Source organism: Dendronalium sp. ChiSLP03b, assembly GCF_034531165.2.
Lineage (GTDB): Bacteria > Cyanobacteriota > Cyanobacteriia > Cyanobacteriales > Nostocaceae > Dendronalium > Dendronalium minutum.
The window spans coordinates 27,301-39,444 of sequence record NZ_JAVRBR020000018.1; the positions used below are offsets into that span (position 1 = coordinate 27,301).

Genomic DNA, 12,144 nt, shown 5'->3' on the forward strand with positions numbered 1-12,144 from the left:
TTAAGTGTAAAGGATAAAGGATGAAGTGAGAACTTGTTGGGACATCATATCTGACCCTTTGTAGCTGAAACAAATCATATTTTTCCATCTTTATGCCTCATAGCTTTATGAATGAAGTAATTTCATACTTGATACTTCAGCCTTTATGCTTCATCCTTCAGCTTGACTATTGACTAAATCAAAATTTCACCCTTTAAGGTTAAGCCATTTAAGGGCTAGAATTGTTACGATCCCTTCAGATTAGATGATTTGCAGCCTTGATCCAATCTGATACTTTAGAACTACTTGAATGGCATCGCCTTTGCCAGCATCTTTCTACATTTGCGGCAACTAAACTGGGGGCGATCGCATCACTTCATCTGAAACTACCTGAATCTCAGGCAGTAAGCGAGCAGTTGTTAGCGCAAACCAAAGAAGTTTACCAACTAGAAAGTCGTTTGACTACAGGACTTTCGTTTGAGGGAATTCAAGATATTGGTGATTCTCTAGAACGGGCAGAACGCAGTGGAATTCTGGCAGGGGATGAACTTTTAGCACTGGCTACTACCCTTGCAGGTGCTAGAAATTTGCGGCGTGTAATTGATAACCAAGAAGACATACCAATACTGACTGAATTAGTTGCCGATTTACGAACTTACCCGGAACTAGAGCAGGAAATTCACCGTTGTATAGATGAACGCGGACAAGTAACCGATCGCGCTAGTCAAAAACTCGGAGAAATTCGCACGGAACTGCGGCGATTGCGGAGTCAAATTACCCAAAAGCTGCAAAATATTTTACAAGCGAAGTCAGGGGCAGTCCAAGAACAGCTCATTACTCAACGAGGCGATCGCTTTGTAATTCCTGTGAAAGCACCCCAGAAAGATGCTATCCCTGGCATTGTTCACGATACCTCCACTAGTGGTGCGACTCTGTATGTGGAACCCAACTCTGTCGTGCCCTTGGGCAACCAACTGCGGCAGACAATCAGAAGAGAGCAAGCAGAAGAAGAAGCGATTCGCCGCATCTTAACAGAGCAAGTAGCAGCAGTCAAACCAGATTTAGAAAGATTGTTAGCCATTGTCACCACTTTGGATTTGGCAACCGCGAGAGCGCGATATAGTTTTTGGCTGAGAGCCAATCCCCCACGATTTATTAACCGCGAGGAGCGAGAAATCATTACCTTGCGACATCTGCGCCATCCGCTATTAGTGTGGCAGCAGCATCACGAACAAGGGCAACCCGTGGTTCCTGTAGATTTATTAATTGCCCCGCATATTAAGGTAGTCACAATTACAGGGCCAAATACTGGTGGTAAAACTGTAACTTTAAAAACCCTAGGCTTAGCAGCATTAATGGCCAAGGTAGGTTTATTCGTCCCCGCCCGCGAACCAGTAGAAATTCCCTGGTTTGACCAAGTATTAGCAGATATTGGTGATGAACAATCACTACAGCAAAGTCTGTCTACATTTTCTGGTCACATCCGCCGTATTAGTCGGATTTTAGATGTTTTAGGTGAGGATGAGGGGACACGGGGACCTGGGGACGCGGGGACGCAGGGATTGGGAGATGAAGGGGATGAGGGAGAAAAATCTCCCCAATCCCCAGTCCCCAATCCCCAATCCCTAGTCCTACTCGATGAAGTAGGTGCAGGAACCGATCCAGTTGAGGGTAGTGCCTTGGCGATCGCTTTATTGCAATATCTCGCTAACCATGCCCAATTAACTATTGCCACAACTCACTTTGGCGAACTGAAAGCACTGAAATATGAAGATGAGCGGTTTGAAAATGCCTCTGTAGAATTTGATGAAAGTACTTTGTCGCCTACCTATCGCTTGTTGTGGGGCATACCTGGACGTTCTAATGCCTTGGCGATCGCGCGGCGTTTGGGATTGAAAGCAGAGGTGGTAGAACAAGCAAAAACCCAAGTGGGAGAGGCGACAGACGAAGTTAATCAGGTGATTGCTGGGTTAGAAGCCCAACGTCGCCGCCAGGAAACCAAAGCTGCTGAAGCACAAAATTTGTTGCAACAAGCAGAACGTTTATACAAAGAAGTATCCGCAAAAGCCGCAAATTTGCAGGAGAGAGAACGCGATCTGCGGGCTTCCCAAGAAGTAGCAGTACAGCAAGCGATCGCCCAAGCCAAAGGTGAAATCGCCCAAGTGATTCGCCGCTTGCAGCAAGGTACACCCACAGCGCAGGATGCTCAGCAAGCAACTAATGCTTTGAATCAAATTACCCAAAAGTATCAGCCCGCACCGCCACAAAAACCAAAAGTTGGGTTTATGCCCAAAGTAGGCGATCGCGTCCGTATTTCTCAATTTGGGCAAACAGCAGAAGTGTTAAATGCTCCCGATGAAGACGGTGAATTAACTGTCCGCTTTGGAATCATGAAGATGACGGTGAAGTTAGAAGACATCGAATCTCTTGATGGACAAAAACCAGAGCCAATTGTTAAACCAAAACCAGCAGTAGTAGTTACTCCATCACCTCAAAGTAGCCCAGCAATTCGTACCTCCCAAAATACAATTGATTTGCGTGGTAAGCGAGTATCTGACTCTGAATTAATTTTAGATAAGGCAATTTCAGAAGCTACAGGCCCAGTATGGATTATTCACGGACACGGCACTGGTAAGCTGCGGCAAGGTGTTCACACATTTTTGCAACAGCATCCCAGAGTCAGTCATTACGAAGCAGCAGAACAAGCAGATGGTGGTACTGGGGTTACAATTGCTTACATGCATTGAAGAAGGCAGGGTAGCAGAGGGGAGGACGCTTCCGTGTGGGGGTTCCCCCCGTTGAGGAAAGTGTCCGTCGCAGACAGGCTGGGGAGCAGGGGAAGATAAAACTTTTAACTCTTGTACAAACGCGATTAATTGTGTCTCTACTGCTCACTTCCAATTCCTGTATGGGTGCAAGGTCTTACATCCCTCTTAACTCAGCACTTTTTCAAGTATTGCCTTTGTGACTTATCCGAAGAACTGGTGAGTTGGCAATAAATATAACTAGTGAAAGTTACTGATTATTAATTACTAATTACTATTGTTCCGCTAGGAGGAGCAATTAGTAATTAAAAATTAACTCTCAAAAGAGATGTTTATTTATACTATTGTACTGAAATAGCAGCTAAGAATAACTAAAGTACCATTGGGTAGATATTTTTCTTCTCTGTTGAAAATAAATTTTCATCTAGTAGAGTAAGACAGAGATACTGCTGTTTACCAAAATCAAAAAAGCTAGTTGCAGCTCATAATGCAGTATGGCAAAAATAACTATGCAGTTGAAAGCTGAGTCAGAAATCGGGAGTTAATAGTTAGTAGTTATTAGTCAGTAGTTTTATCTCCCCTGCTCCCCTGCTCGTTTTGCCTCCTGTCTCCTCTCACTAGCTATAGGAAACCAACTTTAATGCTTGAGAGTCTGGTTTCAAAATGGGTAACAGCAACATCCCCTATCAGCCCGATCACCTATGCTAAAAGTTATGCACTTGACCGCCAATTCAACTACTCCAAATTCCCAGTGGGAGGATTTAATCAAGCTTCCAGCCCCAAACACAGTTCAATGGGATAATATCAAAACCCAGTTAGACTTGGTGCTGTTGGCGCTAGAAACTTTAACTGGCATTGGTTCTGAAGCAATGCTCTCGGCGGCAGTTAATCTCAATTTAGAGTCAAGAGTGCCAGACCGCGTAGCATTGTGGCGATTACGTCAGTCAAATCCTCTACGTAAAGGTCAAGGAGGGCGAAAAAAGCTAGATGTGGAAGAAGCACGATCGCTTGTTCTGATTATCTGCTACCTCGCCAAACAGCACCAAGAATTGATTCGCCGTGCTGTTGGTCTATTAGAACAAATGGCGGAAAACAACCGGGAACCTCATCAGGCTGCCTTACTTGGAGATTATATCGATGCTTTCTGTAACATCTACCAAGAGCGGATGGAAGAAGACGAACAAATCTCGACAGATTTACTTACCCGTCTGGCACTAAAACTGCTTGTAGATTTACTGTTTTACAGTGCCCCTGGTGGACACCGCCGTCTCTGGCTAGCACTTATAGACCGTTCTGCAAAATTTTAGATTTTAGATTTCTAATCCAAAAGACGCTAGCGGACTCGCGCTTCGCTGCGCTATCGCAAATCCAAAATCCAAAATTTCAAATCGTTTCCCTCGCAGTTCTTGCCATGCCTTTAACAAATTCTGTCATTCGTCGCTACACACCCCCTACTTGTACGCTAGAAATATTAGCCCAAAGTTCGCCCTTATCTAATTGGATGGGGAAAACTGTTCTCAAACAGCTAAGCTTTGAGCTACGCTTTGACGATCCCCAATTACCTGAAGAACGTAGAGTTCCAATTCGGGGCGATCGCGACCAACTCGAAGCTTTGTGTGACGCAGTTACCACCTACGTACAAGAATTCTTGCAACAGCCTCCAGAAAGCTTTTGGGTGAGTTTCTCTGGACTCAAAGATTACAGCAAAGTACCCAACGACTCAGAATTAACAGATTTTAATCAATCTTCATCACCAACTAAGACATTCCAATCTTTTACTTCCCAGCTACCAGGGAAGATATATTTAGAATCAAGCAGTTATTTAACTCACAATTTATACCTCGGTTATCTCGCTAACCAAGCATCTGGCCCTGTAATTCAACTCAGTCTGCTGCAACTGTTCGATTTAGCAACAGCCTTGGATGAATACTCAGCTGATGTGATGGCATTACCAACTCTCAACAACAGAAGTTACGTCCGGCAGTTGCCCAGTTGGGCACCTGTTGCCGCAGTACTGGTGGTAGGTGTAGGTTTACTACCAATGACATTTCAATATGCCAACAATATCAGGGAATACAAACCGCAAACCGCCACAAAAACTGCTCCCGCCCAAGAAGAAATTGCCCAAGCACCTTCACTCGACTTTCCCACACCGCAACCTGGACTTACTCCCCCAGACAATTTGCAATCGCTACCATCCATAGGGACTACCTCTCCGCTTTCTACCTCCACTTTGCCCCAACAGCCCCTCACATCCTCTAATTCCAGTTTCTCTAACAAGTCCCAATCCCCTATTTCTGGTTTGCCTCCAGCATCCCAGCCATCTGCTAACAATGCGTCGAATATACCTCCTGGGACAATTCCTGGTCTGAGTAGCAATCAACAAGGTACAGCATCTACCACAATTCCAGGTCAGCAAATTGCTATTGCGCCAAATCTCAAGCAAAACTCTACAAGGGCAAACTCCCAAAGCGAAATTGCTCTTGCCACCAAGCGGAATTTGCCATCTAGCCTTTCTTCGACTAGAGGCAGTTTATCCCCCAATATCCCAATAGTTCCTCCATCTGGGGCCACCATACCTAGTAACAGTAGCGCTCTTCCTCCAGGCTATTCAGCAATAGACCCAAGCCAATTAGAAGAAAGAATCAATTCCTCAGGTACATCCTCTACTGCAAAACCCTCGTCAAAACTACCATCTACACCTACCTCCTCCAATGATTCCTTAGCTGCGAGATTAAGGGGTGAATCTAAAACCCCCACATCGCCAGAGGTTGCTACTGGCACATTATTTGACACCCCTCAAATAGCAGAAGCTAGAAACATCCTGACAAAGCGCTGGCAGCCACCTTCTGGATTAACACAAACACTAGAATATAGTTTGATAGTGGGTGTTGATGGCACAATTGAACGAATTTTACCCCTGAATAAGTCAGCTAGAGAATTCGTTAACAGCACTGGGATGCCTGACATTGGTAAACCCTTTGTTTCTGCTAATAGATACGGACAAAATGTCAGAATTCGAGTAGTTCTCACTCCTGATGGTAAGGTGCAGACTTTTCCAGAGTCTGAATAATTACAGCAGAATTCAGAACTCAGGATTCAGTAGCTTTTAAACTTAGGTACTGTACTTCATTTAGTTACAAACTGCTGTAAGTAGATAACAAAACATAAAGGACTGGTTAAACCAGTCCTTTATTATATTTATTAAATTTTTTTATTTAATAACGGGATTTTTTGCTTTTTGACTTTTGCTTTCTACGTCGCTTTTCAGCGGTAGATACTGCCTGTTCCACCGGATAGCCCACAACAGGAATTACCTGATATTTACGCTCTTCTTCTAACTTTTTCAGTTCAGTGTAATCAACCCAATGGATGCAATCAACTGGACAAGTATCAATTGCTTCTTGAACAACTTCTTCTGCGTCCCCGTCTTGGCGAATCACACGCGATCGCCCATAATCTGGTTCAATGTAAAAGGTGTTACGCGCTACATGAGCGCAATGCTTACAACCAATACAGGTGATTTCATCAACATAAACACCCTTTTGACGCAGCATACCACCCAATTCCGGTTCTAAACCAGAACGTTCTGGGGCATCCCGTAAAAAACCCCCTAATTCTGGTTCAAAACCGGAACGATTGTCTTCTTGTTCTTCCGGTGACGGCAGAAAATCAGCCATTACGCACTCCAGCGTTGTACTACCAGACGAATAGAGCCATCTTCATTTTTTTGCTGTTCCGCAACTTGAAAGCCAACACGAGCAGTTTCTTTCACAACTGTCTGGAAAGCATAGCGCTGGGTTACTTGACGCAAGAAACCATCCACAGACAAGTCTTGCTGCCAATATTGTAGATCGGCCACCAGTTCATATTCTTTGCCATTCCATCTAAAGCCGATGTCATAGCCATTTTCTTGTTCAATAGTCACTTCGGCAGGATGGGTTTGACCGCGATAGCCACGTACTTCGCGCGGGCCTGGTTTCCAATCTATACCCAATTCAGTCAGAGCATCTTTCAAGGAGTCAAGGTTACGGATTTGAGTCTTAATTTGGCTAAAGTGTGACATGGTGGTGTGAGTTAATTACACTAAACTACTGTGAAAACTTACCAATCGCTGTAGGTGGTTTGCGCGTTCGCCACATTAGATTGCTGTACCTTAGCGGCGAAAAATTCTGAGGTTGGCTCATGAGTGAGTACTTGCCCCAGCTGTGCCTCTATTGCCGCTGTAACTTCGGCGCAAGAAGCACCCACAATGCCAGTGACTTTCTCTTGTACCCGACCGTCTGGATAAATTATGAACTCTAATGTCTCCATGTGTTGGCCAACCACGATAGTACGCTTGAATTGTACTGCCTTAGCAGAAGGCTAAAAATATAGCCGTCGGAACATTTTTACTTAGATACAAACTTACCTTTTGTTAACTAATGTTCCATCTCTCAAAATATATATCTCAGAATCTTTACAAAAATTATTAATTTTATAAGTGCATACGTCTGTCATTAGTTAGTTTCTCTTAACCTCATAGATTAGTCAAGGTGACAATCGAGGTTGCAGTGTAAGTGTCTAAAGTCCTAAAAATCAAGCATTATCAGTGGTGTAGCTAGCTATGGTAGTTACAAAAATATAAAATTTATTGAAAAAATTTATCATTATTAGGATTAACCTATTCATTTAGGATTTCCCACGAGATAGTAGTTATCGGGACTTAGACATTTTTGAGGCAAAAACAAGCCTCAAACCCATGCAGGGTAAGTAAAATACACCAAAGGCTCAAAAATGCATGAAACCCACATATATCAAGAAACTAAGCTTAACGATGTCACAATTTCTCTGTATACACATTTAAGGGTTTTTGCTGGCTACTTTTTGTCTAAGTCCCATTAGTAATTTGCGATCGCCTGTTCGCCGCATTTCTATTCGCTGTACTACCAATCTTCTTAAGACAAAATGTGAACTTGGGTGTTACACAAAGATATGGTTCAAGACTGGTGTGTTTACAACTCACTCGGCAAACATCTCAGCCAAAGTATCGAGAACTGCTCTTTGCTCATGGTCGCTAATTTGGCCAAGTTGTTTGACTAATCGAGTTTTATCCACTGTGCGAATTTGATCGAGAACAATCTGCCCTTCTTTGCCTTGAAATTGACAAGCTATGCGTGTGGGATATGCCTGCCCCTTTGTAGTCATTGGAGCAACAATAACGGTAGCAATATGACGGTTCATTTCGTCTGGCGAAATCACTACACAGGGGCGCGTCTTCTGAATTTCACTGCCAATAGTGGGGTCGAGATTAACTAGGAAAACATCAAAACGTTTGACTACCATTCCCACTCGACCCGATCCCAATCTGTTGTGCTAAAGTCATCTAGCAGAACATCATCGTTTCGTTCTGCCATTTCTGCAAAAGCTTCGTCCCATCCAACCCGTAATTTTGGTGCTGCGCGAAGAATTAAGCGATCGCCATGAACTTCAATTTCCACCTCTGTGTGAATACCACTTTGCTCTAACAGAGGTTTGGGAATACGAACACCTTGGGAATTACCGATTTTTACAATTCGGGTTCTAATAGCTGCGCCCATATTTAGGTTACTTTAAAAAGGAATAGTAATTACATTGTGGGCACACGATCGTGAATCGTCAAGTGTAGCGAAAAGCCAGGCGATCGCTTTAAACTGTCGGGACAATGGCAAGATTATTTTTTTGTCTAACGTTGCTGCTCAAACCGATCTAAAATTTGATTGACAAATGTCTCACCGTCAATAGGTGCTGTATATTCGGAAACTGCGATCGCAGCATTAATTTTTTCTCGTACATCCTTCACCCATTCAGCCTCAGCGCGATCGTACTCATCCAGCAACCGTAGGGCGATTTCCAGCACTTCCTCTACAGATTGGTATTTCCCAGTTTCGAGCTTTTTTTAAATAAAGCGTTCTTGGTTAGGAGTGAGACTGATGCTCATAGGAAATTTCAATTCAGGATGTACATGAAAGTCAGTATTGACAGCACTCACGCTCATCCGACGCAGATGACCTTTGCCACTCAACCGACCATATTGTTACGATCCAGTGCAGCGCGGTTGTTAGACACATTCGCTACTAAACCCTAACAAGTTTCATTAGTGGTTCAAAAGAATATAGAGCTGGTCTTCTTCCAGATGGCTCTTCCAAGGTAGTAAGAAGATTTTTTTCCAGAAGTATCCTGGTAAATCTCGCAGCAGTAGCGGTCGGAATGCCACTATTTGCTGTAAATTTATTGTTCCTAAATACTGTATTCGTAAATACAAAATCAAGAGCATTAACACTCCATCTTGAAGACAAAATCTTTGAGAACACGGTTTTCATTTCTTCGTATAGATTTCGTATATTTTCTGCAATTTCAAGATTTCTAATTGCCTGTTGTTCAATTGCTTCAAGAAAGAATTTGCACCATTCTTCCCAGTCATTATTTTCAGAAACATTTCTCATTGCATCTATATATAAATCTTTGTGGTATTCCAGATATCCACTAATGTAAAAATGAGGCTCTGATATCGTACCGAAAGACCACAGCATTAATGTAATTAACATTCGACCTATACGTCCGTTTCCATCTTTAAACGGGTGTAGTGCTTCAAATTCAACATGAGTTATAGCAGTTTTAACCAATATCGGATGTGTACTTTGTTCAATATATTGAAATAGTTTATCTAATCCATCCTGTAGTTTTTCAGGACTAACTGGAATGAACAAAATGTTCTTCTTCAAGGTGTCGGCAATATAATTTTGCTCTTTTTTAAACTCACCTGGTGATTTTGATGCTCCTCGACCAAACCACAACAACCTTTCATGAATTGTTTTTATTAAAAATTGAGAGAGGGGATAGCCCTCTTTCATCATTTTCTGCACTGACTTTAGCGCTCTTTGATATAAAAGAGTTTCAATGACTTCTGATCTAACGTTTGGGGAAGCTTCTAATTTATCATCGTGATCTGCTTCATACTTTAGAATCTCATCCATCGTACTCACAGTCCCTTCCATTCTTGAGGATATAACTGCTTCTTGGTTCCTTAGAGGTGCTAATAGAATTTCACTGTTGTGCATGTTCTTTAACATCTGGTCATATCGAGCCACAGCATCAGTTGCTTTTACCAATGGCTCTATAAATTTCTCATAATCCAGGCTATTCGGTGGAAATTTATCGTAATGGTAGTTTACTGCATTATTTAGATTGAGCTCCATTGCTCTACAACCCCAGTTGCTTCAATTAGATGTTAATATTGAACAATATTTTTACATCAAAATCTTTAGCTGTCAATATTTGTTCAAAATTGAGAGACAAGAGGGCTAGACGTTAACGGATTTATCTCAAAAAACCTTGTCTATCATTTCTATTATCTTATGAGAGACAAGAGGGCTAGACGTTAACGGATTTATCTCAAAAAACCTTGTCTATCATTTCTATCTGCAAAAAGTCGATAAACTGTTAATTCTATTGCGTCTAACTATTAATTATACGGATATTTTCAGTATAATTTTTTTTGAGAATATACAAACACTCCAGCTATTAGCTAGTAATGGATCTATTAGGAGAATAAACCAGAATAATAACGGATAATTAATCCTTATAGCTTTTAGCTATTAGCCGTCAGCCACAAGCACGAAGCTGACATGGTAGATACTGAAGCCATTAGATTCAACTTAACTACTTGACTATGAATTCAGAACAAGTCAAAGGTTCTACTAATCTCTCACCAGCGATACGCATAGGAGTACTAGGTTTTGGTGGACTAGGACAAGCAGCTGCCAAAGTACTATCTCCTAAGCGGGAAATGATTTTAGTCGCAGCGGCAGATCAAAAAGGCTACGCTTACGCCACTGAAGGTTTGAATATTCAAGAATGCATTGCAACCTACCAGTCTCAAGGCTCGGTAGGTTATCTAGAGCCAGTCGGGACGTTAACAAATCGCAGTATTCAGGATTTAATCGAAACTAGTCATCCTGTGGATGGGTATTTCCTGGCTTTACCCAACTTACCTAATGACTTTATTCCCTCTGTTGCCAAGCAATTTATTCAATCCGGTTGGCGTGGGGTGCTAGTGGATGCAATTAAGCGCACCAGTGCCGTAGAACAACTATTGACAATGAAAGAGGAACTGCAAGCAGCAGGAATTACCTACATGACAGGATGCGGGGCGACACCAGGATTGTTAACCGCCGCCGCCGCTTTAGCCGCCCAAAGCTACGCCGAAATTCACAAGGTTGAAATTACCTTTGGTGTGGGGATCGCCAACTGGGAAGCTTACCGCGCTACTGTCCGTGAGGATATTGGGCATATGCCTGGTTACACAGTGGAAACTGCCAGGGCAATGACTGACGCGGAAGTAAAAGCATTACTAGATAAAACTAATGGCGTGTTGACCTTAGAAAATATGGAACACGCCGATGATGTAATGCTAGAGGTAGCAGGGATAGTAGGGCGCGATCGCGTTACTGTTGGTGGTGTAGTCGATACCCGCAATCCCAAAAAGCCCCTCAGCACCAACGTTAAAGTCACAGGGCGTACCTTTGAAGGTAAAATTTCCACCCATACCTTTACTTTAGGAGACGAAACCAGCATGGCAGCCAATGTTTGCGGCCCTGCCTTTGGCTATCTCAAAGCTGGTAGGCAATTGCACCAGCGCGGCATCTATGGCATATTCACCGCTGCTGAAATCATGCCCCAGTTTGTCAATTAAAAATTAAGAATGAAAAATTAAAAATGCTAGAGAAATTCTTCTTTTGGCATTTTTAATTTTTCATTGCTTTATGCTGATGGACTTTCTGGAGCGCAAGAGTCTATGAAATTATCTTCAATTAGTGATTGTGTTGTTTGAATAATAAATGGGAGTTCTGCTCCTATGAGACCTCGTTGAATGCGTTCTGAAGTTTCGTTAAAGACTACAAACAGAGGATATATAGTATTAGCTCCCTCACTTAAAATATGACTGTGGCGAGGAGGCATTAACCACTCATAATCTTTATCTAGCCACACCTGAGTTTGTCGCCAGCGTCCCAACAAATCGGAAAAATCTTCGTGAGGACGATGAATAAATACCAAGATTTCAACACCAGTTTTGATTTTCCACTCTGGGTCGCACATTAAAATTGCCACATCACAAGGTAAACAATTTGCCTGTGGATCTGTTGTCGCAGTGCTACGAAAGCGAACAATTGGCAAGGGAATGGCGATTACACTATCATCTGGACGGCGCAGACTGGGAATCATTTCCAAGTATGGTCGATGTTGCTTGAGTAAAGCGATCGCCGCTAAATTATTACTGTACTCTGCTAAACTCGCTTCATAGTAAGATTTTTGCACAGGCATGGTTGAAATTTAAAGTATGAAGTGTGAAGTATAAAATGTGAATAATCCAGGACGAAAT

13 protein-coding genes are annotated in these 12,144 nt (G+C 42.6%); 4 read left to right on the forward strand and 9 right to left on the reverse strand.

Annotation, left to right across the window (positions count from 1 at the left end):
• Positions 1 to 257 precede the first annotated feature (257 nt).
• The 3 genes from RMY31_RS04805 to RMY31_RS04815 all read left to right on the forward strand — a co-directional run bounded on the left by RMY31_RS04805 (position 258) and on the right by RMY31_RS04815 (position 5,817).
• On the forward strand, positions 258 to 2,726 hold the full coding sequence (locus RMY31_RS04805) for an endonuclease MutS2 (protein ID WP_322659077.1): 2,469 nt from the start codon (positions 258 to 260) through the stop codon (positions 2,724 to 2,726).
• 719 nt (positions 2,727 to 3,445) lie between these two features.
• On the forward strand, positions 3,446 to 4,051 hold the full coding sequence (locus RMY31_RS04810; protein ID WP_322659078.1) for a DUF3038 domain-containing protein: 606 nt from the start codon (positions 3,446 to 3,448) through the stop codon (positions 4,049 to 4,051).
• Between the two features lie 104 nt (positions 4,052 to 4,155).
• Entirely contained in the window at positions 4,156 to 5,817 is a 1,662-nt protein-coding gene (locus tag RMY31_RS04815; protein ID WP_322659079.1) for a DUF4335 domain-containing protein, read from the forward strand.
• Between the two features lie 145 nt (positions 5,818 to 5,962).
• Here the strand turns inward: RMY31_RS04815 and RMY31_RS04820 are convergent, their stop codons facing one another.
• The 8 genes from RMY31_RS04820 to RMY31_RS04855 form a co-directional block, all read right to left on the reverse strand.
• Complete coding sequence (locus tag RMY31_RS04820) at positions 5,963 to 6,424, reverse strand: ferredoxin (protein WP_322659080.1); 462 nt, start codon at positions 6,422 to 6,424, stop codon at positions 5,963 to 5,965.
• Positions 6,424 to 6,810, reverse strand: coding sequence for a DUF1257 domain-containing protein (locus tag RMY31_RS04825; protein WP_322659081.1), 387 nt, complete (start codon positions 6,808 to 6,810; stop codon positions 6,424 to 6,426). The genes RMY31_RS04820 and RMY31_RS04825 overlap by 1 nt, the downstream gene beginning before the upstream one ends.
• 38 nt (positions 6,811 to 6,848) lie before the next feature.
• Positions 6,849 to 7,058 carry a DUF2997 domain-containing protein gene (locus tag RMY31_RS04830; protein WP_322659133.1) on the reverse strand — a complete coding sequence of 70 codons (210 nt, stop codon included), beginning with the start codon at positions 7,056 to 7,058 and terminating at the stop codon, positions 6,849 to 6,851.
• A gap of 687 nt (positions 7,059 to 7,745) precedes the next feature.
• On the reverse strand, positions 7,746 to 8,069 hold the full coding sequence (locus RMY31_RS04835; protein ID WP_322659082.1) for a type II toxin-antitoxin system PemK/MazF family toxin: 324 nt from the start codon (positions 8,067 to 8,069) through the stop codon (positions 7,746 to 7,748).
• Positions 8,063 to 8,323 carry an AbrB/MazE/SpoVT family DNA-binding domain-containing protein gene (locus RMY31_RS04840; protein WP_322659083.1) on the reverse strand — a complete coding sequence of 87 codons (261 nt, stop codon included), beginning with the start codon at positions 8,321 to 8,323 and terminating at the stop codon, positions 8,063 to 8,065. The genes RMY31_RS04835 and RMY31_RS04840 overlap by 7 nt, the downstream gene beginning before the upstream one ends.
• Positions 8,324 to 8,448: 125 nt before the next feature.
• Positions 8,449 to 8,622, reverse strand: a complete 174-nt coding sequence (locus RMY31_RS04845; RefSeq protein WP_322659084.1) for a hypothetical protein — start codon at positions 8,620 to 8,622, stop codon at positions 8,449 to 8,451.
• Positions 8,623 to 8,661: 39 nt separating this feature from the next.
• Positions 8,662 to 8,787: a hypothetical protein gene (locus RMY31_RS04850; RefSeq protein WP_409877348.1), complete on the reverse strand. Its 126-nt coding sequence runs from the start codon at positions 8,785 to 8,787 to the stop codon at positions 8,662 to 8,664.
• 52 nt (positions 8,788 to 8,839) lie between these two features.
• The gene (locus RMY31_RS04855; protein ID WP_322659085.1) at positions 8,840 to 9,961 is read right to left on the reverse strand and encodes a Fic family protein; all 1,122 of its coding nucleotides are present in this window, start codon (positions 9,959 to 9,961) and stop codon (positions 8,840 to 8,842) included.
• A gap of 473 nt (positions 9,962 to 10,434) precedes the next feature.
• Between RMY31_RS04855 and RMY31_RS04860 the strand changes: the two genes are divergently transcribed.
• Complete coding sequence (locus tag RMY31_RS04860; RefSeq protein WP_322659086.1) at positions 10,435 to 11,457, forward strand: saccharopine dehydrogenase-like oxidoreductase; 1,023 nt, start codon at positions 10,435 to 10,437, stop codon at positions 11,455 to 11,457.
• 68 nt (positions 11,458 to 11,525) lie between these two features.
• Here RMY31_RS04860 and RMY31_RS04865 read toward each other — a convergent pair whose 3' ends face one another.
• The gene (locus tag RMY31_RS04865) at positions 11,526 to 12,086 is read right to left on the reverse strand and encodes a hypothetical protein (RefSeq protein ID WP_322659087.1); all 561 of its coding nucleotides are present in this window, start codon (positions 12,084 to 12,086) and stop codon (positions 11,526 to 11,528) included.
• Positions 12,087 to 12,144: the final 58 nt, after the last annotated feature.

What these genes read in the sequence shown, in the direction of transcription:
- RMY31_RS04810 (WP_322659078.1), top strand. Translation starts at nt 3,446, where the DNA reads ATGCTAAAAGTTATGCACTTGACCGCCAATTCAACTACTCCAAATTCC.
- RMY31_RS04815 (WP_322659079.1), top strand. Translation starts at nt 4,156, where the DNA reads ATGCCTTTAACAAATTCTGTCATTCGTCGCTACACACCCCCTACTTGT.
- RMY31_RS04820 (WP_322659080.1), bottom strand. Translation starts at nt 6,424, where the DNA reads ATGGCTGATTTTCTGCCGTCACCGGAAGAACAAGAAGACAATCGTTCC.
- RMY31_RS04825 (WP_322659081.1), bottom strand. Translation starts at nt 6,810, where the DNA reads ATGTCACACTTTAGCCAAATTAAGACTCAAATCCGTAACCTTGACTCC.
- RMY31_RS04830 (WP_322659133.1), bottom strand. Translation starts at nt 7,058, where the DNA reads ATGGAGACATTAGAGTTCATAATTTATCCAGACGGTCGGGTACAAGAG.
- RMY31_RS04835 (WP_322659082.1), bottom strand. Translation starts at nt 8,069, where the DNA reads ATGGTAGTCAAACGTTTTGATGTTTTCCTAGTTAATCTCGACCCCACT.
- RMY31_RS04840 (WP_322659083.1), bottom strand. Translation starts at nt 8,323, where the DNA reads ATGGGCGCAGCTATTAGAACCCGAATTGTAAAAATCGGTAATTCCCAA.
- RMY31_RS04855 (WP_322659085.1), bottom strand. Translation starts at nt 9,961, where the DNA reads ATGGAGCTCAATCTAAATAATGCAGTAAACTACCATTACGATAAATTT.
- RMY31_RS04860 (WP_322659086.1), top strand. Translation starts at nt 10,435, where the DNA reads ATGAATTCAGAACAAGTCAAAGGTTCTACTAATCTCTCACCAGCGATA.
- RMY31_RS04865 (WP_322659087.1), bottom strand. Translation starts at nt 12,086, where the DNA reads ATGCCTGTGCAAAAATCTTACTATGAAGCGAGTTTAGCAGAGTACAGT.